Raw genomic sequence first — 23,809 nt, forward strand, 5'->3', positions numbered from 1 at the left:
ACCCAACGTATTCCAGCTCGTACTTACCGTGCCACCGCTGCCGAGTTTCACACCTGGCCGGAACAGGCCCAGGCGCGAGCTCCCGTGACCAATGGGCGACCCATCGCCCCCATCCCGGAGGACGCGTCCAGGTAATGGATGTTCGCAGATAGTGTCATAAACCTAAATCTTAAGATCAATAACCAAATGTGTTGCCCTACTTTTAACCTACACAGAGTAATTATTAATGATCAGAAGAGCCTGATCACTCAACACCTTCTCAAGAAAATGAATGAACAAATCTCTTTCTTGATTCAAAACATCATCATTGGTCGGCAAAATAGACATCATATGATCATAAAGCAAGCTTGCCCTCTTTTGATCGAGGAGATGTGGCATGATTATATTCTCGTCGGGCTCGCCTAAAATCGGCAAAGAATTAATATCGTCCGGCACACCGTCATATTGATAATGATTAAATATCAATTCTGAATATTTTGCCAGATATTTCTCATAAAAATCCTTTGAAAATGAAATTTCTCCGGATACAAACCATTGCTCTCTATAAACAACTAAACACTTATAGTGCAAATATGCTCTTTTAAAAACCGAGTTGTCACCAGAAATGTCACCTATGGATAGCTTAGATAAAAAATTTTCTAAATCAATCCTCAAGCTCCTTCTTGAAGAAGATATATACTCCTCATATAAAAGAGATTGACGATACCTATTATAATACACTAAAAAACTATCCCTACCCTTTGTATCCGAGTCAAGCGACTTTATCATTTCATAGGTTATATCTCTTAAAGAACTAATCGACAAGTCCTCAATTGAATCAACATTACCATAACATTTTTTATCTAGTAAAGTAAATGAAAGGCGCAGATCTTGCTCCTTAATATTTCTCATATTTGTATTTTTACATGAAAAACTTAAAATAGCTATTAAAAATAGAACCCCATATAAGAAGCCCACACTTAAGCTATCTATCCTGAACAATTTACCACTTCTCATTATTATATTTCTTTATTAACCACCACCCTTCCTATCTTCAAGCAACGTCTCTTTACTTGTATCTTGCTTTATTTCTGTTATAATATCTGTTGTTGCTTCATGAACCTCCTTAAACAACCCGCTTTTTAACAACAAGCTCCCTCCCAAACTTTTAAGTTCACTATACTTGACACTGAATATTGTAGAATTACCATTGACCGCCTTAAGATATGCAGCCTTATCAACCTCAAGAACACTATACTGAATATTGCCTGATGTGGATTTATTTGCTTTAGCATTCGCTATTGCCTGATCGTACCCCTCAATATGATTATTCGCAATGTACCAACATCACTATTCTCACTAATAGTCTTAACACGAGCTACGCTTTGTATATCGTCTTAAAAATAACCATTACTTTAAAGAACCACCCCTTCCGCTAAAACCTTATATCCTTCTCTTATTGTAAATTTATTGCCTACTACAAGCTCCGCTCGAAAAAATTCAGGCTCAATAAAACTAACAGCAATTTCAAACTTATCAGGCTCCGGCATTTGATGAAAATCCAAAATCTTACCAGACATACATTTATCACCAAAGCAAAACAAAAAAGCCCTTCTTCCTATAATAACACCTTTACTTTCCCATTTAATATTTCCTCTCATTGCATTTCTATTTTACATTTATGATAGCCTTATTGAGTTGTTGCAATCTTTCGGGACTAACAAAATAAAACTGCCTACCAACATCAGTCCCATTCTCAAAAATAAAGCTCCCGTCTACTTTTACTTTAAGCACAGTATTACCCTCTTTTCCCACCCAATTTAAATACCAATTGGCATCATCCATATTTGTCCAAAATAATTTACCCTCGTAAGCTGAAATCTTAGAAACTAGCGGTGGTTGCCTAAAACCATTCGCCACAACATCCGCAGCTTCTTCGTTCGTAACAACACGGTAAATCGTATTAGTATTCCGAACTCCTCTCGCCCATCCATTATACATATTCATTCCTCCACTAGCAAATTCCCTCCTGCCCTCCATGCTAAAGTTTGCAGACAATCTAAATATTCTATCCCACTTTGACTCACCTTCATGCTCACCCGGTTCTCCTCGCCATGCTCTATACGCCTCCACCCGCGAATCAAAACTTCCCCTATTATTCTGCCAAAACTGATTAAATCCTCCAGGAGTAAAATTATTTGCCGGAATTGAGTTAGGTGCCTGTTTAACAACTCCATTTACAGCAAACATCCGCTCATCTCCCAGATGAATACGATCACCGTTCTTTGCCGTATACTCATAACCCGGCGCCCTATAAATCGCTCCTTTTCCATAAATGCGCTCAGCAGACTTTTGATCTACGACCCGATCATCCCATTTCATTTCACCTCCTGTTTGCACCCATTCATCCAGGGCTCCAGTCGGGTCAATGTTGTTAATAGGATTGTTACGCATGGAGTTATAAGGCGTCCATGCAACACGCTCACTACTCATAGGGTCAACTGACAAGAACTTGGCTACCCGTGGATCGTACACACGCATACCAAAGTCAATCTGGTTCCCCTCACCCTTCACCTCGTTATCATTCTCTTTCCCGTTAAACCCATACCGATACCCACCACTATTAAACACCCTTCCCGGCATCTGCATTCCGAAAGGATAATAATCCGTCGCGCTCAACAGCTCAGCATCATTATAATCAACCGTAGATCCACTACCGCGGGCGAGCTTCTTATTCGAAATTACTGCCCAAAGATGAACGTTCACATCTGTTTGCGCTCATGGATGCTTTCTTTGCTAAGCATAAATTGCAAAGCCTCTTAAATTAAAGTAGGGGGCAAAGTTAATTAAGCTTTGCCGCCCTCTCACACCAACGTATGTACTTGCGTGGACGGCGGTTTCTTTAAAGTAGTTTACGATGTAAGGATTTGTAGTTCTCGCTCAGGCTGTAATAGCCTTGTTGCGCGAACCACAACTTATCCATACCCATGTTCAGAGCGGGGCTGTTGCTTAGCCTCCACCACCCTTTACCGCTTAGTGCAACTCGCCAGCTAAGGGTTTCTTCAACCCCAAGTTTCCGAAGCCAGCGGACAATGCCTATCCTACGCTTGCACTGCTTCAGTCTGAAGCATTTAAGCTTGCGCCTTAGCCAACCATCCACCGATTCCATCTTGCTCTTCATGCGGGCGTAGCGAAAATAGTTCAGCCAGCCCTGTAATTTTGTTCGCAGTTGACCAATGATCCGATCCAGACTCACGCCTTTATTACGCCTTGTTAGCTTGCGCAATCTGTCCTTTAGCCTTCTTTCGCTCGCTCTACTAAGGCCCGGGGTTCCGTCATTGAAGATACTGTGACCCAGGAAGTTTAATTTAGCCCCCCGGCAGATCCGGCTCTTACTCCCGTTCACCTTGAGCTTGAGCATATCCATGATATACCCAGTGATACTCTCTTTCACCTCTTTGGCTCTTCGTTCACTGCTAACAAAAATTTTCACATCGTCAGCATACCTTACGTAGCTATGCCCTCTTCTTTCCAGCTCTTTATCCAGTTCGTCTAATACGATGTTGGACAATATCGGACTTAGCGGGCTGCCTTGCGGTGTGCCTTTGATGCGTTGCCCGGTCAAACCACCATGCATCATTCCTGCTTTCAGATACCGGTGTATTAGTTGAAGTACCCTGTTGTCACCGATCCGCGTTTTCAACAACCACATCAACCGGTGATGATTCACTTCATCAAAGAACTTCTCCAGGTCGAGGTCTATTACATACCCCTTCCCCGATGCAATGAAGATTCCCGCCGCCTTCAGTGCCTGATGCGCACTCTTGTTGGCACGGAACCCATAACTGTTCGCAGAAAATATTCTTTCATACCTTGCACTTAATACCTGGTGCACCGCTTGCTGCACCAGGCGGTCTTTCACCGTGGGTATGCCCAACAACCGCTTGCCCCCATGGGGTTTGGGTATCTCAACTCCTCGCACAGCCCGGGGTTCGTACGTGCCTGGCAATAGCTGATCTTGCAACTCGGTGAGATGCGTTCCCAGCCAGCATCGCAACGCTTCTACTTCCATCCCATCTACACCCGCACTTCCTCCATTGCTCCGCACCCTTTGGTACGCCTTACTTAAATTTAATGGGTCCACAATCTGATCCATTAATCGATTCGTCAGGTTTCTTTCTTCTTTACACGCAGAAAGCCACCCAGGATTTACCTTCCCGCTTTGCCCATACCTTACGGGTATAGCCGCTGCGTTAAGGTGACTGCCCTGCTCGCGTTCTTCCATCGGATTCATCCGGAGCCGCTGTACTTGGTTATCCTTTTTGTTACTCGACATTGACTTTTACTACCTCAAAAAAAAATCCCCTGCTTTAAAGATTCTGCCCTTCGCTCCCTTTCCATTACAGAAAGTTCTTCGCTAATATGGCCTCTGCTGACTTCTGATTTCACTTCTTTGCTTTGACATTCGCTCATATCGCCACCTCTGAAAAAAAAACCAGATCTCCCATGGTAAGCTCATTATTCCTACCTTGTAAGCTGCAGGATTTACTACCTCATGTTTACGTCTAACTATGGGGCTTCACTGTCTAATGCCAGTTTACCCAATGAGTAAGCCTTGTATCCTGTTCCTGTTCGTCAGCTCACAATTTTGCCCGCCGCTTCCTTCAGATTTTACTTCGCAGTAAACACCCTTGCTTTGGGCTAACGGTTCCCGTTAGATGGCCCGTTTAGGACTTTAACCTTAAAGAACAATGGCATGCATGGCGCACAATGAAAAAGCCCGGACTTGCCGGGCTATTCATTATTCTTTCATTCCTGTGATGAATAAATACAATCGCTTTAGAAAAGGAATTTGGTATATTACCAAAGGTAAAACGATTAAAATGATTGCCGCTATAATATGAGGCAACAGTGTGCTATAAGCGATAAAACGGAACGACTTAAAAAAAACTACTACCAGTACAATAATTCCCATCCCGTTTAAGAGCATCCTTGACCTAATCCCTAATGATGGTAAGAATAAAAATATCAGATTGAGCAACAACACTACACCCGCAAACGAATAGAGGTATGTTTCCCAAAAGATTCCACGCTGTAAACTTCTTTCCCATTCGTGAAAGAACGATACCACAAGCACCGACAGCCGGAACAACAGATAAAAAACTGCAACTGTTATAGCTGTATTAAGTAACAGATTCACCAATATTTTTTTACTCAGGGATTGTTGCATATTTTTTAAATAAGTTGGGAACGGTATTGCCTGCTTTTCTTTGCTCATGGCCGAGAAGCAAAAAGTATGTATCGAGCCTGTCATCTACTCCCTCAGATTGTAAAAAGTCGCCCTGGCCTCTGGAAGTTTTAAATGTTTGCCCATGCTCCTGTGCCATGAACCCGAAAACAAAATTTCCTAACAAATCACTGCGGATTAATTGCTGCTTGCCATCTGTTCCGGTATATACAGTTAATTGGTAACCATCAAGCAAATTACCTTTCGCTTTAATGTCGCCTTGTTCACCGTGATTGAAGTTGTTGTAAATAGATGTGTTTATCGGGCAACACAAAAACTCTTATGCAATTTTTAACTGGTAATACAAATTAAAAAATCAAAATTAATTTGCAACATTTTTTTTATCCACATCATCGAACTTGGCTAATTCGCTGAAGGAGCAATGGTTTCTTTAAATATACAAGCTTCGTTTCCAACTCATTAAGACGACCATCTTACTTAATAATGTACAGTGTCAGCTTTTGTACTACTTTATCGCCTAGCTAACGCTCGCTATCAACGGTGCGAAGTTCCACTGTAGTCTTGGCGGCGCTACCCGGGATTTTGAATAGATCATCCTTCGCTTATGTCCTTGACCAGATAAGGAATCCAAGTAAATTTAATGCAATTTTAGTCGGACAACAATGAAAAGAATTTATTGTTCTTATATCAAAATTCCCACTAGTCCAAAAGAAACGTCTACCTTTGTGGTTTACAATTAGAAAATTATTATCCTTATCCATACCAAACCAACCAGGTCTGTTCACCGGCCCTTTGTTCTCTAAATATTGCAATGAAATATCATTCACACTTTCTAAAGAGATAGCGGCCCAGATGTCAAAACTAATATTATCCTTCATTTCGTGATTCCTGATCCTGGTCAAGTCTTTCATCCAAGAAAAGCATTTACTCCCCATCTTTGGAAAAATGCTTGCAACACAAAATACCTAATTCAAGGTATTTCAGTGGCAGAATTAACTGCATACATTTGCCCTTGTACACTTACAGGAATTACAATTAATGTATTGAACCTTGTGAACTATTATTGAATCAAATTAATTCATTTTCCTTTATTACACCTTTATTTCGGAAGTGAAATAATAATCCAACTTATATAAGACTTAATATCAAATCTTTTGCAAATACCAGCCATTCTTTAACTTGGTGAAATTATAGTCAAATGTTGCCTGCGGTTTTCAAGGGCAATGTTTGACTAAACCAATCTATTTACCCGGACATTAAAGCATAAGTAAAAGAAGTGAATTATATAGAAACCTTGCTTTCAACAGGTATTATTCCACTTAAATCAGATAATTTCAATAAAGCCTTCCGTGCCATTGAGCCTAATGATTTGTCCGTCTTGTATTAGCCGGGTGGCATTTTCAACACCTACAATTGCGGGTAAACCATATTCCCTTGCAATAACGGCACCATGGGTCATCAACCCGCCAACTTCAGTGATTAGCCCCTTCACTAACACGAAAAGTGGCGTCCAACTCGGATCTGTAAATGGAGTAATTAAAATATCTCCTTCCTCAATATCAGCATCTTCCATGTTAAAAATTATCCTAGCCCTACCTTCGACAATTCCGGTAGAAACCGGTAACCCGATAATTGCATTCGCAGGTAAATTCTCCCTTTTGTACTCGCCTGTGAATATTTCACCGTCTGAAGTTATCACCCTAGGGGGATTCAACCTTTTATTTTGTTCATGTACCGTTCTCCGGTTTGCAATCAGGTTTTTATCGATAATTCTTGTTTGCACTAAGCCTTTCAACTCATTAAAATCCAGGTAAAATATATCTTCAATTTCATCGATGATACCTGCTCTCAATAATACGTCGGCTTCACGAAGCAATGCTCTTTTATATATAAAATAACGACAAATGATATCATATTTTGGATATTCCCTGAAGCCGCAATAATTCCGTAAGAAGTCGATTGCTTTTTTAGTTGCTACAGCCATTTCTTCCCCACCGCTTAAAGTCCGTATACGGTTTAATAATTCCTGTTCCTTTGACTTGGCATTTCTTAGCCCTTGTTCAAATTTCCTTTTCGCTGCACCTGTATCAAAACTTTTGATATTACTTAGAATAAGCGGTATCAATGTACTTGGTTTTTCTCTCCACCTGGGACGGGTAATATCGATTTCTCCTGTACAGCGCATACCATATTTATCAAGGAAGCCACATATAGCATCCTTAGCAAGCTGTCCTCCTGCTATATGATGCATCTGTTCCAGAAAATTATCCTCCTTAACAGTTGACAGGTAGGTCACCAATTCAGGGTAGGGACGAATTACATCGGCAACATCCAATAAATCCAGCCCCATTTGAGAAGTAATATTATTAGGTGCAGACTGTGTTAAAATATCCGCAGCATTCTTTTCTCCAAGCCATCTTTCTATTCTACAGTTAATCCAATTGGCAGCATTCATGATAGCCATTATAAGTTGGAATACCTGTGGATTCAACATCAATTTGGTTGACATCGTGATATCATCCAAAATGAAGTCAAAAAGTTCCGCTCCGGACTTAGATAGAATTTCCTTTTCCAAAACTGAAATCGTACGTTGGCTTTCTTGTATTAATTCTTGTACGATATTGGACTGCTCTTCAAAAGGCGCTTTGAACTCGGAAGACAATTCCGTTTCCACTTCGCTACTATTTTCTTTATCCAAGTGTTCACCGGGTGCTATGTTAATAATATCTCCACGTTTTAAGATATTCATAATGGCATCCTTTAACAAGGGGTCAGATTGTTCCATAAGATCTAACAGGGCTTTCCTACTTTCTGGCTTAGATAAATTTTCCGAAATGTCAACAAACAATCTACCTCCCGCGGTATCCATAGGGCGAACAACTTTAAGCAGAAAAAAAGAAATACCCAAGGGCTTCATCGCATCAGTCATCATTTGCTGATGCCCTACGGATATGTAAACATGTTTCTTTTCATCATCAGCTTTTGGAATCGGAAATAAAGTAGTAATCGGCCTGCTTTGCACGATAAAAACTTGATGATCTGCAAAACACCATTCGATATCTTGGGGACAGCCAAAATGGGCTTCTATTTTTCTACCCAAATCAGCCAAGTATAAAATTTCCTCATCATTTAGCACCTGTGATTCTTGTTGTTCGATGCTAAGGGATAAGGCTTCAGTACCACCTTCTAGTCTTGCTGAAACAGCCATTTTTTTGAAGGATATCCTTTTTTCAACTATACAACCATTCAAAGTTTTATAATTATCAGCGGACACCCTACCTTCCACCAAAGCGGAACCTAAGCCAAAACCAGCATCGATGGAGACCACTTTTCTATTGGATGTAACTGGATCCGCTGTAAAAAGTATTCCCGAAGCCTCTGAAAATACCATTTTCTGGATAATGACTGCTAATTGCACCCGTTTATGATCCCAACCGTTTTGCATACGGTATATTACGGCTCGATCCGTGTAAAGGGAAGCCCAACATTTACTTAGATGTTCCAATATCGAATGGATTCCTGTAATGTTTAGGAAAGAGTCCTGCTGTCCAGCAAATGAAGCAGTTGGTAAATCCTCTGCAGTAGCGCTGGAACGCAAGGCATATGCAACTTGAGAGCCATCAACAGCCAACTGGTCTTTAATTTCAGCAACTATATGACCCGGGATTGCAATATTTTCAATAGCCCAACGAATTTGAGAACAGATATCTGCTACCTTTGACCGATCTGAAATAATAAGGCCATCCAATTGATCAATCAAACGGAGGACATGCTCATTTTCAAAGACGACTTCTTGAAAAGCTACAGTCGTGACACAAAAGCCAGCAGGTACATTGATATGTTTAATTGTGTGCAATTCACCTAAGTTTGCTGCTTTGCCACCTACAGTAGCGATCATAGATTTATCAACATGCTGAATTGGAAGGATATAATTATACATAAGCTGGTAATTTTTGCATCAATTGATCATTATTTCTGCAAGTTTTCAGTAGTCTTTTTCATAATCGCAATAGCCTTTTCGAAGTAGGATTCTAGTACCTTTATTTCGTCGGCAGAATAAGTCGCGAGCAGCTTTTCGGATTCCGAGCGGTAATCTTTATACAATGGGGCAAGCAAATCCATAATTTTTTGAGTGTCTGGTTCTATTATTACTCTTCGCCTATCCCCTTCTGTAAATTTCCTTTTCACTAAACCTTTCTTTTCAAAGCGGTCTATAAGCCCGGTAATGGCACCACTAGTTAGCCCGGTCAGCGTACCCCACTCTCCGGCAGTCATTTCTCCCTTTTGAAGTAAAAAACCCAAGTATTTATGGTCCGTCCCAGAAAGCCCCGCCTTCCGACCTACAGTTTCATGCATTTCGATTGATGTATATGCATACCACTGGCTAAGTTTACGAATCTGCCGAACCTGATCTGATTTCTTAGTATCGATGGCCATTATTTAATTGATTTAATAATATCTTAGACACTAAGATAATAATTTATTTAGATTTTTAATCAAAAAACGAATTATTTAGAATCTTCGTGACCATTTGAGGGGTCAGTTCTTATTTTAAAATTTTTACAATGGGATTCGTTCATACATTCGGCTAACCGTTTAAGTTCTTCTTCCCAACCATTGATCAATGCTTCCTTTTTCTTTCTACTCCAACGCTGGATTTGCTTTTCTCTATAGAAAGCCCAATCTATACGATTATATACTTCGTAATACACCAATTTGACGGGTAAGCGTTTCATAGTATGCTTGGCGCCATTGCCGGATTGATGTTGCGCTAGGCGGCGCTTTAGATACTTCGTACTGCCGGTGTAGTAACTTCCGTCTGAACAGAGTAGTATGTATGTGTAACCTTTCATGGTAGCCCCAATGTGTCTTCGGCTTCGCTCAGACACAGTTGATGTGCCTCTCAAAACCAGTGAGAAAATCCCCTTCCTAGATCATTATAAAATCAAAAACGCATTCTCAAAATAATAAGTAATGATGGTTAACAAACTTGTTTCAGGTATGCTAGAACACCAAAAACAAACTATATCTGAAATATCTCCAACAACCGCCAAAACTTCCATCAACTGTGTCTTCGGCTACGCTCAGACACAGTTGATGCGCCTCTCGAAACCAGTAAGAAAATCCCCTTACTTGATCATTATAAAATCAAAAACGCATTCTCAAAATAATAAGTAAAGATGGTTAACAAACTTGTTTCAGGTATGCTAGAACACCCGAACACCAAAAACAAACTATATCTGAAATATCTCCAACAACACCCAAAACTTCCATCAACTGTGTCTGAGCGAAGTCGAAGACACAGTTGATGCGCCTCTCAAAACCAGCGAGAAAATCTCCTTACTTGATCATTATAAAATCAAAAACGCATTCTCAAAATAATAAGTAAAGATGGTTAACATACTTATTTCAGGTATGCTAGAACACCCGAACACCAAAAACAAACAATATCTAAAATATCTCCAACAACACCCAACCACACCCAAAAGCTTCCATCAACTGTGTCTTCGGCTTCGCTCAGACACAGTTGATGCACCTCTCGAAACCAATGATAAAATCGCCTTACCTAGATCATTATAAAATCAAAATACATTCTCAAAATAATAAGTAAAGATGGTTAACATACTTATTTCAGGTATGCTAGAACACCCGAACAACAGGCACAAACAATATCTAAAATATCTCCAACAACACCCAAAACATCCATCAACTGTGTCTGAGCGAAGCCGAAGACACAGTTGATACACCTCTCGAAACCAGCAATAAAATCCCCTTCCTTAGATCAAAAAAAAATCAAAAATGTCATCTGAAAATAATAAGTGCAGATGGCTAACAAACATTATTACCGGGTACCTATACAACACCCTAACATCAAGAACAAACAATATCTAAATTCTCCAACACCCCCAAAAACTTCCATCAACTGTGTCTGAGCGAAGCCGAAGACACAGTTGATGAACCTAGCGGAGAGAGAGGGATTCGAACCCCCGGACCTGTTACAGTCAACGGTTTTCAAGACCGTCGCAATCGACCACTCTGCCATCTCTCCGCTGCAAAAGTAGAAAACTGGATCAATTTTCAAAAAAAAATTTCTTCGTTGTGGAAAACTTCATGTGTAGTATAAACAAAACAACCGGCTTAAAATTAAGCCGGTTGCGGTTTTAGCGGGTATCAATCAACATAAAAAGTATCCTTTATTCATAGCCACCACCTAATGCCCGGTACAATTCTGCCACAGCTTGTAATTGTTGGCGATGTACATCCGCGAGATTCAACTCGGATTGCAATGCATTAGATTGTGCTGTAACTACCTCTAAATAGTTCGCCAATCCACCTGTAAAAAGCATCTTCGCATTATTTACAGCCTTGCTATTATTCTGATTCTGCGCAATGACGATGCGTTCCTGCTCTTTCAATTTATCAATACCTGCCAAGCTGTTGCTCACTTCGTGAACGGCACTCAATACCTGCATCTTGAAATTAAGCTCTGCCTCTTCCCTTTGTGCTTTGGCCACTTCTAAGCGGGTCTTCAATGCCCTTCTTTGAAAGATCGGCTGCGTTATCCCCCCCGTAACAGTTGCAAATAATGAGCCGGGAAGCGTGAACCATTGGCTGGCTTTAAACGCATTGACCCCACCTGTCGCAGTAATGCTCAAACTGGGATACATACTACCTTGCGCTACCCCTACATTGGCATTTGCCGCAATTAATTGTTGTTCCGCGGCCCTTACATCTGGCCTGTAATGCAATAACACGGCAGGTACACCTGCTGAAAGTTGCTCATATACCGGGAAGTCATTAATAGCACCGATGCGATTTACGGTACCTGGAAATTCTGCGCCCAAAAGACGGAGTGCATTCTGCTGTACTATTATGGCTTGCTCTAATTGGGGAACCAATTTAGATGCCACCAATTGTTGAGATATGGCTTGTTGCACCGCCAGTTCCGTTGCCGATCCCGCTTCCTTTTGCAAGCGGATCATCGTTACGATCGTATCACTTAAAGCCACATTTTTCTTGGCTATATTTAATTGTGCATCCAACATTAATAGGTTAAAATAACCACTAGCTACCGTAGCTACCAATGTCGTTTGCACGGCTCTTACCGCCTCGTAAGTTTGTAAGTAGCTAGCTTGTGCCGCTTCTTTCTGACGGCGGATTTTGCCCCAAATGTCTGCTTCCCAAGTCGCTCCAACACTCACTGTATAGTCTTCAATATGACTGGTACCGATGAAATTATCCAAACTCAAACCATTCAAGCTGTTCTTTGATGGTATATTAGTTGATGCATTCACTTGCCCAGTTACAGATGGATAAAAGGCCGCCCTTGCTTGTTTTAAATAGGATTGTGCGGCAGATAATCGCTGCACGGCTATTTTCAAATCAAGATTATTCTTCAATGTATTTTCGATCAGCAACTGGAGTTGGGATTCATTGAAAAATGCTTTCCAACTCACTGCTGCAATTGAACTATCACCCGTAGATTGATCTTGGTATTGTTGGGGTAAACCAAGATCCGGTGATTCATAATTACGGCCAACGCGGCAGGCACTCACAGTGCCTACCAACGCTAGCAGTAGTATATATGGATAGAAATTTCTTTTCCTCATCTCTTTATTTTTATTTGATTTACCGCTACTTACCATTTTGATTCTGTTGTTTCGATCGGTGTCGGCTTAGGTTTCCCGCTTACCTTCTCCTGTAAATACTGGAAGATGATAAACAATACGGGTATTACAAATATCCCTAAGAATACCCCGGTTAACATCCCCCCGGCAGCACCGGTACTGATAGATTTGTTTCCTAATGCCGAGGATCCAGATGCTCTCATCAACGGGATCAATCCCACGATGAAGGCAAAGGAAGTCATCAAGATCGGGCGAAGCCTTAACTTCGCTGCTTGCAAGCTTGCTGCCAATAACCCCATTCCTGCGCGGCGGCGCTGTACTGCATACTCTACGATCAAGATGGCATTTTTCGCTAACAAACCTATCAACATAATTAAACCCACCTGTACATAGATATTGTTATCAATACCAAACAACCGTATAAATAAGAATACTCCGAAGATCCCCAGTGGAATTGAAAGTATAACGGACAAGGGTAATATGTAGCTTTCATATTGAGCTGCCAGCAAGAAGTACACGAATATCAAACAGAGCAAGAAAATGATTGCCGCCTGTCCACCGGCGCTGATCTCTTCCTTGGTCATACCTACCCATTCGTAACTATACCCACGGGGTAAATACTGCGCTGCAACTTCTTCCACTGCCTTGATAGCATCACCGGAACTATACCCCGGTTTCGGTTGCCCGTTGATCGACACGGAGGTAAATAGGTTATTCCTGGTCACTGTTTCCGGACCATAAACTTTCTTTAATTCTACAACCTCGTTCATCGGTACCATTTCCCCGCCCATATTCTTCACGAAAATGCCGTTCAATGAGCTAGGCTCGGCACGGGTATTAGCATCCGCTTGTACGATCACGCGATAATACTTGCCGAAACGGTTGAAATCACTAGCAAAGGAACTACCATAATACACCTGCAATGTTTGCAGTATCTCGCTGATAGGTACGCCCAATTGCTTTGCCCTTAATTCATCAATCTCTATATTAAATTGAGGGTTACCATTATTAAATGTGGTAAAGGCAAAGGCGATCTCTTTCCGCTTCATCAGTTCACCGATAAATCCATACGCCACGTTCGATAACTTATCAAGACTTCCACCTGTCCTATCTTGCAGGATCACTTCAAACCCGTCCATATTACTAAACCCTGGAACCGTAGGCATATTAAATAAGAAGATGTTTGCCTCTTTAATGGAAGCTAATTGTGCTTGCATCGCTCCCATTACTTCCTGGATATTCTTCACCTGCCCACGATCTTCATAAGGTTTCATTTTCACGAAACCCACTGCATATGATGAGCTAATTGAATTAGTCAGGATATTCAAACCGGAAACACTTAAATAGTGGTTCACAGCTTCGAATCGTTTCATGATGCCTTCTACCTTGCTCACAACTTTCTTCGTTCTTTCCAAGGAACTACCGGCAGGCATACTGACAGAATACACGATAAAACCTTGGTCTTCCGTGGGGATAAACCCCGTAGGCGTTTTGCGCACCATCCAAACGGTAGCTACAGTTACCAAAGCCAAGCCTGCTAATGCCCACCATTTGCGCCTTACCAAGAATTGCAAGCTGCGGGTATATTTTGCGGTCATCACGTTAAAACCGGCATTGAAAGCTGTAAAAAACCGTTTTCCAAAACCTTTCTTCTCAACATGCCCCCCTTCACCAGCGGCATGGTTATTTTTCAGCAACAACGCACATAAAGCGGGACTTAGTGTCAATGCATTCACCGCGGAAATCAAAATCGCGATGGCGAGCGTAAAGGCAAACTGCCTGTAAAACACTCCTGCCGGACCTTGCATGAACCCTACAGGGATAAATACTGCCGACATCACCAACGTGATCGAGATAATGGCCCCGGAAATTTCCTGCATGGAACTGATCGTAGCGTCCTTGGGACTCATATTGATCCTTTCCATCTTGGCATGGACGGCCTCCACCACCACGATCGCATCATCCACCACGATACCGATGGCCAACACGAGCGCGAATAATGTTAGCAAGTTGATGGTAAAACCAAACAATTGCATGAAGAAGAACGTACCGATGATAGCTACCGGCACTGCAATAGCCGGGATCAACGTGGATCTAAAATCTTGCAAGAAGATAAATACCACGATGAACACCAAGATAAAAGCCTCGATAAGCGTATGCTTCACTTGGTCTATTGATTCATCTAAATATTCTTTCGTACTATAAATATTGAAGTATTCCACGTCTGCCGGGAATGCTTTCGAGGCTTTTTGCATTAATTCATTTACAGCCACCTGGATGTCGTTGGCATTGGAACCGGCTGTTTGATATAACGCGATACCGATACCATATTTACCATTCACCTTCGTATCATTACTGTAGGTAAATGAACCGAATTCCACGCGGGCAACATCGCCCAACCTAAGCAAAGATCCATCCGGGTTAGCGCGCAAGATGATGTTTTCATACTGCTCGCCCTTGTTGAGCTTACCTTTGTACTTGATAACATATTCGAAGGATTCACTCGTGTTTTCCCCGAAACGTCCCGGCGCTGCTTCCACGTTTTGTTCGCGGATAGCATTCAGCACATCTTGCGGCGACATGTTATAAGCAGCCAAACGATCCGGGCGCAACCAAATCCTCATCGCGTAATCCTTCGCACCGAATACCATCGCTTGCCCCACGCCGTTGATCCTTTGCATCTCCGGGATGATATTGATCTTAGCATAGTTTTGCAAGAACGTTTCATCATAAGCTTTGTTATCACTTTGCAAGTTCACCACCATGATCATACTGTTTTGTTGCTTTTGCGTAGTGATACCTGCTTGAACCACCTCCGTGGGTAATAAGCTCGTTGCTTTTGATACGCGGTTTTGAACATTCACAGCTGCCATGTCGGGATCTGTACCCAGCTTAAAATAAACTGTCAAGATCATAGACCCATCGTTATTGGAGGTAGATGTCATGTAAGTCATGTTCTCCACACCATTAACGGCTTCTTCGATCGGTGTTGCCACGGAACGGGCAACCACTTCCGCATTGGCCCCCGGGTACGAGGCTTGCACTTGCACGCTAGGTGGTGCAATATCTGGGAATTGCGTCACGGGTAATGATACCAGTGACAAGCCTCCCAGTAAAACCAGTATAATAGAGACTACTGTAGCCAATACAGGTCGTTCTATAAATTTTCTTAGCATTGATTTTTTAATTTGTCGGTAATAACCGCTACATCATTGTAAAATGTATAAATAATGACCCTAAATTTAAGGGCAAGCACCCCCCTGTAGCACCATTCCCATAATGCTTCATACCAGGATAGAAATTGATAGTACAATAATTACTACCTCATAGGATTTTCCTTCAATAAACTATCCAAGGAAATATTCTCCGGTGCGATGATTGCTCCATCCTGCAAACGATCGAATCCTGAATAAACAATCTTATCACCACCTTTCACACCTCCGGATACCAGGTAATAATTCCCGCTTTTACCATTGATCAACAGCGGCTTACTAGCCACCTTGTTGCTATCCCCCACAACGAATACAAACACTTTATCTTGTAATTCGTAGGTAGCATTCTGCGGTACAACTACCGCATTTTCAACGGTTGTAGGAATTCTTACTTTACCGGTAGCTCCGGTGCGCAATTCACCATTCGGATTCGGGAAGGTAGCCCTTAAGCTGATGGCTCCCATTGTTTTATCGAATTGGCCATCCACTGTTTCCACGGTTCCTTCTTGCTGGTAAACTGAATTATCTGCCAGTACTAATGATACTTTAGGCAAATGACTTAACTTCTCACGGATCGTAGTTCCGGGGTAAGCCTCTTTAAATTGCAAGAAATCCTTCTCGCTAAAAGAAAAGTAAGCATACACTTCACTCACATCGGAAATTACCGTCAATGCCTGCGTCTCCATTCTGCCTACGAGGCTTCCAACTTTATAAGGGATTCTCCCGATGTAACCATCTACCGGCGCCGTAATGTACGTATAGCCGAGGTTGATCTTAGCATTGCTAACCATCGCTTCCGCCTGTGCCACAGTAGCTTTGGCAGCCGCTTCGGCAGATTGTGCCGTTTTCAATTGCACTTCTCCCACCACGTTATTTTTAACAAGTGGTGCCAGGCGATCTACCTCGATCTTAGCTTTATCCAGGTTAGCTTGCGCTGCCATCAAATTTGCTTGGGCATTGCTTAAAGCTTCCTGGTACACGCGGTCATTGACCTTGAATAGAGGTTGTCCTTTTTTAACGGCAGCCCCTTCATCTACAAAGATCTTATCCAAGATACCTTCTACTTGCGGCCTGATTTCCACGTTCACTTTTCCTTCTATAGCCGCGTTATAATCGCGTGAAGTTGCTGCATCGATCTGCTTCAGTTGTACTACCGGCAAGCTTGGCGTTTGATTTGCCATTGGAGCCGGGCCAGCGCTGGAGCTAGCGCAACTGTTTAATATAATCATTAGCAAGCCTGCCAGCAGCGCAGGGGCTAAGTTGAGTTTGTTGTAAATAGGTGTTCCTTTTCTCATCATTTTAAAATTATACAGGTAATAGCTGTCCACCATCCCAAGATGCCAATCTTAGAAAGCAAAGCGCACGAAAGCATAGGTAGTGAGGTGTACCTACCTTGGGCGCAACAGTGTGAACATTGTTAGGAAAAAATAATCATTGATCTGCAAGGCAAAAATCTAAGAAACGTCATAGCCGAAATTGTATGGGGGAAAGTCGGCGTAGCAGATCCCGGCGTTTCGAGAATTACATGGTTATCATAATTGTAATATTTAAATGCAGCACAAAAATATAAACTAATTTCATAAGTCGTACTTACAAAATCGAGGGATTAATTGTACTTTTCACGGATTGTCCTTTGAAATGAAGCAGGAGTAATGCCTGTATGCCTTTTAAAGTACCTATTAAAATATGCATCATCATCAAAATTCAATTGAAAAGCGATCTCCTTCACCGAATGTTGCCGCCAATATAATAGCCGTTTGGCCTCCGTAACCCTTTTCGTATCAATAATATGCTTGGCATTGTTACCCGTTACAGTTTTCACCATGTCATTTAAATGTCCGGGTGTAACATGCAACATATCTGCGTAGTCGGAGACCTGTGCCAACTCCTTGTAATTCCTATCAACTAATAGCTTGAATTGACGGAATATATTCAACTGTGAAGTATCATTATTCCAGTCCTTCCCATTCCCCTTGATATCGATGGCGTCTTCGGCGGAAATACGGCCGCAAGCCGTGATGAAGGCACTTAAAATATTCCTGATAATAATCGATTTCCTCGGTTTATTCTCCTTCACTTCCCTCATCATGATGTCCGTGTAAGAAAGTAATTCCTGCACATGCGAGGGGGAAAGGTGTATCAAGTTATTATTGAAAACGCATTCCCAACAACTGATCATCCCTTCGGACTCTGCCAATAGGAAATCGCTGGTAAAATACAAGGAAATAAACTCTGAATCCGTAATCAGTTCATGTTTATGAACTTGTTCCGGCGTAATTAACAGTACGGCCGGCGCATTGACTACGAACTTTTCAAAATCGAGGAAAAGCGTACTACTGCCTTTCAGCATTAACCCGATGCTGAACCCGTCATGGCGGTGCGGCGGCTCCACGCTGTATTCAGAATCGACTGTATATTTTAGGTGCTTAATCACAAATTCCGATCCCGCGGTACAATCCTTCAAACTATATACGGGTATATCCGCGGTATTAAGTACTTCCATGTTGCTACAAATTTGATGGTTAATATATCGGGACCGGTATTACATTACCTTTAGGTAACTTTCCTTTTCCCTTTTACGGATTCTTCCTTGGGGCGCTCTTTTACCGCTACAAGGTCGTTGATCTGTACGTTCATCGGGAAGTTCCCCAATTGAACGATGGCCCTTTTATCGCGGATCTCGATCAGTTTACCTACCTGGTTATTGCTCTTAATTTTTACCAGGTCCCCGACATTACATTCCTTCGAAACCTCAACGAATTTATCTTGGACCTTCTTCTCAAACTTTTCATTGATGATCTTTTCTTTCTTTTTGAAGAGCAGGTTTTCTGCTTGCTTGATCACCTTCTGTTTATCATCGGTGCGTTTCCATTCTATGATTAGCTGTTTCATCTTCCGCTCCATATCCTTCAGGTAATGGATTTCATCCTCCTTGATCTTATTCTGTAGCTTGAGGAAGGTTACTTGCTGGTGCTTTCTTTCCTTATCACTTAAGTATTCAAACTCCCGTTTCAACTTCTCATTCTCTTTCATCAACTTCTGCAATTCCCGCTCCTTGCTTTCGACCTTCTGTAAATCTTGCTCCGCTTTATTTAACAGCTTATCGAGTTTAAAATGACCATCATCCACCAATTTCTTCGCTCGTTGAATCAAGCCGGGATGCAGGCCGATACGCTGCGCGATCGAAAAGGTATAAGAGCTACCGGGTTTGCCAACGATCAACCGGTACATCGGCGCCAAGTTCTCTTCATCAAAACCCATGGCCCCGTTGATGATTCCCTTGACCTTGTTGGCCATGATCTTCAAGTTCAGGTAATGCGTGGTAACGATACCGAAGGCATGCTTCCTTGCTAGCTCTTCCATGATTACTTCTGCAAAAGCACCGCCCAGGTTAGGATCAGACCCGCTACCCAGTTCATCTATGAAGAAGAGCGTTTTCCCATTCGCGTTTTCCATGAAATATTTCATGTTCTTTAAATGCGAACTGTAAGTACTCAATTCAAACTCCAAGGACTGCGTATCCCCGATATGGATCATCAATTGCTTGAAAATCCCGATCTGCGAAGTAGGGTGCACAGGAACCAGCAACCCTGCCTGTAACATGAGTTGTATCAAGCCTACTGTTTTCATGGTAACCGTCTTCCCCCCGGCATTTGGCCCGCTGATCACGAGAATGTGCCCGTCTTTATTCAAAGTCAGGTTTACCGGGATCGTCGGTTTCTGGTTCCTCTTGTTATATAAATACAACAAGGGATGATAGGCCTCAACAAGATGAATCTGCGGATGCTGTTCCAACATCGGGTAGTTACCATTTAGATCCAATGCCAGCTTCGCCTTTGCCCTAATAAAATCGTAGGTACCGCTGATTTGGTAATAATGTTCCAGCAGGTCCTTGAACCGGGCAACCTGCGAGGTGAGGGTTTTGAGAATCCGTTGTACTTCCCGCCCCTCCTCTCGTTCCAAGCTAAATACTTCATTGTTCAGTTCGATCGTTTCTTCCGGCTCCACGAAGACGGTTTTGCGGGTATCGGATTCACCGTGTAAAATACCCTTCACCATTCTTTTCTGCTCGGCAAAAATGGCTACGACCCTCCTGCCGCTTAGGAAAGCTTCCTCGATATCAGCCAGGTAGCCTTGCTTGGCAAGCTTTTGCAATACGCGGTCGAAAGCCCGCCTTAACTCGTTTCTCTTGCGGTACAGGTTCATCCTGATCTTAGATAGTTCAGGAGTGGCATTGTCTCTCACCTGCCCCGATTCGTCGAGAACCTCGTCGATCAGTTGCACGATCTTTTTCTCGTAATACGTATCCGCGATCACCTCGGCCAAACCCGCGTATTGGATTCTTCTTTCGGCATCGAAGAAGCGGAATATCCCTTCCATGCTTTCCACCATCCTCCGGATCGACAAAAACTGCTCGCCAGATAAAGTGGCGCCCTGGATGCCCAACAACCTCAACTCTCCCTTGATATTCAAGATAAAATCATTGGGAAAATATTCTTGAATCAGTAATAATTGTTTATACTCATGCGCTTGTTGCAGCGCGGATTTCACGTAATCTAGATGAGTATGGAGCCTTAGCTCGGCAACCATTTGTTTTCCAAGTTCAGTTCTGCAATGTTCGGATAGCAGTAGCTGAACCTTATCAAATTCCAATTGCGCTAAGGCAGACCCTGGAAAATATTTCAATGTGATATTCTATTTAAAATTGCAGGTAAATAGGTAAAAAAGGCCATCATTCCTTTTTATACCCGTATAAATAATTCTTATTAGTGGTATGGATCAATGGCTAATCCCGGTTTTAGTCTGCCAGTTCCATTTATAAAATGGGTGTTTTCATCTTAAATTGCCTTTTAGTAATGTCCATTCGCAAATGGATCTACATTGCGATGGATGGTTACACGATACTTGGGAATGGATGCGAATTGCGCATGGATGCTAATTTAACCCTGCAAAATTAAGCAACTCGATCTATTTTGAACATATTTATTTTAATTACTTGGTAATTGATAACGGAATGTTAAAGTTGAATCTCCACCAAACTCAAGCTGGTAGGGAATCGTATATTGTATAAGAAGCAAAAATATCAAGATCATATAAATGTAAAATATGAATATCATGAAGGCGAAACAAGTGTTGTTCAGTAGTTTTGCATGGCTGTTATCCCTTACTGCTTGTGCACAGCAGCCTACAAAACAAGATAAAGTTCCAGCAGATATGACTATAAATAAAAATACGCCCACCGCCGTAGCTACCTTTGGTAACGGCTGTTTTTGGTGTTCCGAGGCAATCTTCCAAAGCTTGGAAGGGGTTTTAAAAGTAGAATCCGGCTATTCCGGGGGAACTGTACCCGACCCTACCTATAAGGAAGTATGCACCGGAACTACGGGCCATGCCGAGGTAATACAGATCACCTATGATCCTACCAAGATCAGTTACGATGATCTCCTGGCTGCCTTCTGGGAAAGTCACGATCCTACTACGCTCAACAGGCAAGGAAACGATGTAGGTACACAGTACCGTTCCGTCGTGTTTTACCATGATGATGAGCAAAAAGAGAAGGCGGAATACTACAAGAAGAAACTGGATGAATCCGGCGCTTATAAAGACCCGATTGTTACGGAGATCGCACCTTTCAGCAAATTTTATAAGGCCGAGAATTACCATCAAGATTATTATAATCTCAACGGTTCCCAACCTTATTGCCATTACGTCATCAAGCCTAAATTGGAAAAATTCAGGAAGGTGTTTAAAGATAAATTGAAAAAATAAACGCTGAATGCCAGGGGCTAAGCATACCCACCGTCGCTACCATTGCGCCGGTGGGTATTTTTATTACCAGCGGAAGTTTATTGGCTCCATTTATACATCCAGGCCAAGAGAAAATACGCGACTGCCGTAATCATCAATACGTAACCGGAAAAGCCGACCGGCACGATGATGTCTTTAGACAACCAAGCATACATATCCGCAAAATAGGCTAATACTGCCATCAGTAAACCTGTGGCTCCAATGAATAGTAAAATTTTTTTCATATGGGTGTCCTTCTAATAATTCAACGTTTCAACTCTGAAATAGTTACAGCGTCTAATCCATGGTATTAACGGGATGTTAGACTCGGGTTATCCATGTTCTCATTCATATGTTCGTAGAAATATACCGGGTGGATTTAATACGGGTTAATATTTATAAACATTCTATCAATCCTTGTAAAACAAAGCCCCGGGTTTAAAAAAATTTGCATAATTTGCCGTTGAAATAATACCCATTTAGGGGTATCCACGTTGAAAGATTTCAGCTAGTAAGCTAAAAATTCTATATTCGTAAATCTTTGCGACTTCTTAAAGAAATTTAGAAGCTCGCTTCGATGCGATCATCTAGCACCTTGGAAAGTACACCGGATGATTTGCAATCGAGGAAAGCTCGCGCATTAGCGTGGGCTTCCTGATTATTGCCCGAGTGTACATTCCAAGGTGCTGGGCGATAGGACGGAGCCTGCGCTTCTTTTACCGGCTGGCCCGTTGTTTCAAAACCCAAAACGCATATTGAATGTTAACAACTGACACTACAAACCCTGTTCCCGAACAAATCAACTATTTATTGCGGGATTTCTTTTACAAGCTAGATCAAATTGGCTGTACCCATGTTTCGGTATCTTTGCATATGCCCGATGAAAACTTCCGGGCTATGACTATCCTACAATCCCCGGAAACCATCCGTGTCAACGAAACCAACAACCTGGAATTTATTTCTTGGAAAATGGATCAAAAACCGATGAAGAATATTATTACGATTATCAAGGCAAAGGATGCTGCCACGGGAAAATAGTTGCACTATTAATGCAAGCCTGCCAAGGTACAATAAGTAATTGCAGGAGAAATATAATGTCAAAAAATTTGGAGGGGTTTATTACCTTTCAAATACTTCTTTCTCTTTTACGGCCAACCAACCTTTCTTAAATGAAAGCTGGCCCTTTTCATCCCTGGCATACGGGTGGTAAAAAAAGAAGGCGGTATCCATATCGGCAGACTCAACCCAAGCGGTAATGGCATCTACCGGTTCCCCGATCTCCGGGTTTATAACATTTACATCAAAAAGGATAACGCCGGCTATTAACTTGGTCGATTCGCGGAAAACTTCTTTCAGATCCTCGATCAACTTTTCGGCGGTAGGATATTCATTGCCATCGAAAGAACCGATATGCATAATACTTCCATCCCCTTGCATGGCTGCGGCGATAGGATAAAATTCACCGTACTTTTCCAAAAGTTCGGTGGCAAACGGTAAAGTTACATCCAGTAATGCTTGAATTTCTTTCATGCCTCGATGGAAACAATATTGTATCCTGCAATATCCAATCTTTTTGCGGGATATAAAACAAGAAATTTATATACTTTTCCTTTACAAGATGAAATTTACGTAACTACCATCAATTTTTTTACTAATTACTGCTAATTTTCTTCAAATAATTAGCTCCATACCCGGTTAAAAATCGATCAAAGTGGCTGACAATCAAAGCCAAGTTGTTTGACGAAACTCAAGATTCTGCCTTCGTCGAACTCTTTAGTGGCTACCACCCTCAATACCTTGTCAATATCTTCCATATCAATGGAACAATTATCTAATTGAAAATGAGTAGACAATGATTCGATGACCAACCTTTTATTTTCTTTCGTATTTATATTGGTTTTATATATGCCTACCATGGTTATTCAGTTGTTTAGGAATAAATTTGTACAAATTTC

The 23,809-nt window shown here is 41.8% G+C and carries 18 protein-coding genes and 1 tRNA gene; 2 read left to right on the plus strand and 17 right to left on the minus strand.

Features of this window, described 5'->3' with window-relative positions:
* Window positions 1–207 precede the first annotated feature (207 nt).
* The 14 genes from COR50_RS20705 to COR50_RS20785 all read right to left on the minus strand — a co-directional run bounded on the left by COR50_RS20705 (window position 208) and on the right by COR50_RS20785 (window position 20,753).
* Window positions 208–996: a hypothetical protein gene (locus COR50_RS20705; RefSeq protein ID WP_157761040.1), complete on the minus strand. Its 789-nt coding sequence runs from the start codon at window positions 994–996 to the stop codon at window positions 208–210.
* A 398-nt stretch (window positions 997–1,394) separates the two neighbouring features.
* On the minus strand, window positions 1,395–1,640 hold the full coding sequence (locus tag COR50_RS20710) for a hypothetical protein (RefSeq protein WP_098195771.1): 246 nt from the start codon (window positions 1,638–1,640) through the stop codon (window positions 1,395–1,397).
* Between the two features lie 7 nt (window positions 1,641–1,647).
* Window positions 1,648–2,745 (minus strand): RHS repeat domain-containing protein, encoded by a 1,098-nt coding sequence (locus tag COR50_RS20715; RefSeq protein ID WP_098195772.1) that lies wholly within the window; start codon window positions 2,743–2,745, stop codon window positions 1,648–1,650.
* Window positions 2,746–2,881: 136 nt separating this feature from the next.
* Window positions 2,882–4,135 (minus strand): group II intron reverse transcriptase/maturase, encoded by a 1,254-nt coding sequence (ltrA, locus tag COR50_RS20720; protein ID WP_098196342.1) that lies wholly within the window; start codon window positions 4,133–4,135, stop codon window positions 2,882–2,884.
* Window positions 4,136–5,189: 1,054 nt separating this feature from the next.
* On the minus strand, window positions 5,190–5,540 hold the full coding sequence (locus COR50_RS20730; RefSeq protein ID WP_098195774.1) for a hypothetical protein: 351 nt from the start codon (window positions 5,538–5,540) through the stop codon (window positions 5,190–5,192).
* Between the two features lie 1,011 nt (window positions 5,541–6,551).
* Window positions 6,552–9,167: a phosphoenolpyruvate synthase gene (gene ppsA, locus COR50_RS20740; protein ID WP_098195776.1), complete on the minus strand. Its 2,616-nt coding sequence runs from the start codon at window positions 9,165–9,167 to the stop codon at window positions 6,552–6,554.
* A gap of 29 nt (window positions 9,168–9,196) precedes the next feature.
* The gene (locus COR50_RS20745) at window positions 9,197–9,664 is read right to left on the minus strand and encodes a MarR family winged helix-turn-helix transcriptional regulator (RefSeq protein ID WP_098195777.1); all 468 of its coding nucleotides are present in this window, start codon (window positions 9,662–9,664) and stop codon (window positions 9,197–9,199) included.
* A 71-nt stretch (window positions 9,665–9,735) separates the two neighbouring features.
* A complete protein-coding gene (locus COR50_RS20750; RefSeq protein WP_098195778.1) occupies window positions 9,736–10,080 on the minus strand; it encodes a GIY-YIG nuclease family protein in 345 nt (114 codons plus the stop codon).
* 1,111 nt (window positions 10,081–11,191) lie between these two features.
* Window positions 11,192–11,276: transfer RNA gene (locus COR50_RS20760), tRNA-Ser, on the minus strand.
* Between the two features lie 145 nt (window positions 11,277–11,421).
* Entirely contained in the window at window positions 11,422–12,837 is a 1,416-nt protein-coding gene (locus tag COR50_RS20765) for an efflux transporter outer membrane subunit (RefSeq protein ID WP_098196343.1), read from the minus strand.
* 29 nt (window positions 12,838–12,866) lie between these two features.
* Window positions 12,867–16,031, minus strand: a complete 3,165-nt coding sequence (locus tag COR50_RS20770; RefSeq protein ID WP_098195780.1) for an efflux RND transporter permease subunit — start codon at window positions 16,029–16,031, stop codon at window positions 12,867–12,869.
* A 143-nt stretch (window positions 16,032–16,174) separates the two neighbouring features.
* On the minus strand, window positions 16,175–17,365 hold the full coding sequence (locus tag COR50_RS20775) for an efflux RND transporter periplasmic adaptor subunit (RefSeq protein WP_232516220.1): 1,191 nt from the start codon (window positions 17,363–17,365) through the stop codon (window positions 16,175–16,177).
* A gap of 308 nt (window positions 17,366–17,673) precedes the next feature.
* Complete coding sequence (locus COR50_RS20780) at window positions 17,674–18,570, minus strand: helix-turn-helix domain-containing protein (protein ID WP_098195782.1); 897 nt, start codon at window positions 18,568–18,570, stop codon at window positions 17,674–17,676.
* Between the two features lie 50 nt (window positions 18,571–18,620).
* Window positions 18,621–20,753, minus strand: coding sequence for an endonuclease MutS2 (locus COR50_RS20785; RefSeq protein WP_098195783.1), 2,133 nt, complete (start codon window positions 20,751–20,753; stop codon window positions 18,621–18,623).
* A 429-nt stretch (window positions 20,754–21,182) separates the two neighbouring features.
* Here COR50_RS20785 and msrA point away from each other — a divergent pair, with 429 nt between their 5' ends.
* Complete coding sequence (gene msrA / locus COR50_RS20790) at window positions 21,183–21,836, plus strand: peptide-methionine (S)-S-oxide reductase MsrA (protein WP_098196344.1); 654 nt, start codon at window positions 21,183–21,185, stop codon at window positions 21,834–21,836.
* A gap of 77 nt (window positions 21,837–21,913) precedes the next feature.
* Here msrA and COR50_RS20795 read toward each other — a convergent pair whose 3' ends face one another.
* Window positions 21,914–22,099: a hypothetical protein gene (locus tag COR50_RS20795; RefSeq protein ID WP_098195784.1), complete on the minus strand. Its 186-nt coding sequence runs from the start codon at window positions 22,097–22,099 to the stop codon at window positions 21,914–21,916.
* A gap of 514 nt (window positions 22,100–22,613) precedes the next feature.
* Between COR50_RS20795 and COR50_RS20805 the strand changes: the two genes are divergently transcribed.
* A complete protein-coding gene (locus COR50_RS20805; protein ID WP_098195786.1) occupies window positions 22,614–22,892 on the plus strand; it encodes a hypothetical protein in 279 nt (92 codons plus the stop codon).
* Between the two features lie 81 nt (window positions 22,893–22,973).
* Here COR50_RS20805 and COR50_RS20810 read toward each other — a convergent pair whose 3' ends face one another.
* The gene (locus tag COR50_RS20810; RefSeq protein ID WP_098195787.1) at window positions 22,974–23,384 is read right to left on the minus strand and encodes a hypothetical protein; all 411 of its coding nucleotides are present in this window, start codon (window positions 23,382–23,384) and stop codon (window positions 22,974–22,976) included.
* A gap of 176 nt (window positions 23,385–23,560) precedes the next feature.
* Window positions 23,561–23,770 (minus strand): hypothetical protein, encoded by a 210-nt coding sequence (locus tag COR50_RS20815; RefSeq protein WP_098195788.1) that lies wholly within the window; start codon window positions 23,768–23,770, stop codon window positions 23,561–23,563.
* Window positions 23,771–23,809: the final 39 nt, after the last annotated feature.

The sequence above is a fragment of the Chitinophaga caeni genome (assembly GCF_002557795.1).
Lineage (GTDB): Bacteria > Bacteroidota > Bacteroidia > Chitinophagales > Chitinophagaceae > Chitinophaga > Chitinophaga caeni.

Coding starts and splice junctions, on each gene's coding strand:
- COR50_RS20705 (WP_157761040.1), bottom strand. CDS start 996: ATGAGAAGTGGTAAATTGTTCAGGATAGATAGCTTAAGTGTGGGCTTC.
- COR50_RS20710 (WP_098195771.1), bottom strand. CDS start 1,640: ATGAGAGGAAATATTAAATGGGAAAGTAAAGGTGTTATTATAGGAAGA.
- ltrA (WP_098196342.1), bottom strand. CDS start 4,135: ATGGATCAGATTGTGGACCCATTAAATTTAAGTAAGGCGTACCAAAGG.
- ppsA (WP_098195776.1), bottom strand. CDS start 9,167: ATGTATAATTATATCCTTCCAATTCAGCATGTTGATAAATCTATGATC.
- COR50_RS20745 (WP_098195777.1), bottom strand. CDS start 9,664: ATGGCCATCGATACTAAGAAATCAGATCAGGTTCGGCAGATTCGTAAA.
- COR50_RS20750 (WP_098195778.1), bottom strand. CDS start 10,080: ATGAAAGGTTACACATACATACTACTCTGTTCAGACGGAAGTTACTAC.
- COR50_RS20765 (WP_098196343.1), bottom strand. CDS start 12,837: ATGAGGAAAAGAAATTTCTATCCATATATACTACTGCTAGCGTTGGTA.
- COR50_RS20770 (WP_098195780.1), bottom strand. CDS start 16,031: ATGCTAAGAAAATTTATAGAACGACCTGTATTGGCTACAGTAGTCTCT.
- COR50_RS20775 (WP_232516220.1), bottom strand. CDS start 17,365: ATGATGAGAAAAGGAACACCTATTTACAACAAACTCAACTTAGCCCCT.
- COR50_RS20780 (WP_098195782.1), bottom strand. CDS start 18,570: ATGGAAGTACTTAATACCGCGGATATACCCGTATATAGTTTGAAGGAT.
- msrA (WP_098196344.1), top strand. CDS start 21,183: ATGAAGGCGAAACAAGTGTTGTTCAGTAGTTTTGCATGGCTGTTATCC.
- COR50_RS20795 (WP_098195784.1), bottom strand. CDS start 22,099: ATGAAAAAAATTTTACTATTCATTGGAGCCACAGGTTTACTGATGGCA.
- COR50_RS20805 (WP_098195786.1), top strand. CDS start 22,614: ATGTTAACAACTGACACTACAAACCCTGTTCCCGAACAAATCAACTAT.
- COR50_RS20810 (WP_098195787.1), bottom strand. CDS start 23,384: ATGAAAGAAATTCAAGCATTACTGGATGTAACTTTACCGTTTGCCACC.
- COR50_RS20815 (WP_098195788.1), bottom strand. CDS start 23,770: ATGGTAGGCATATATAAAACCAATATAAATACGAAAGAAAATAAAAGG.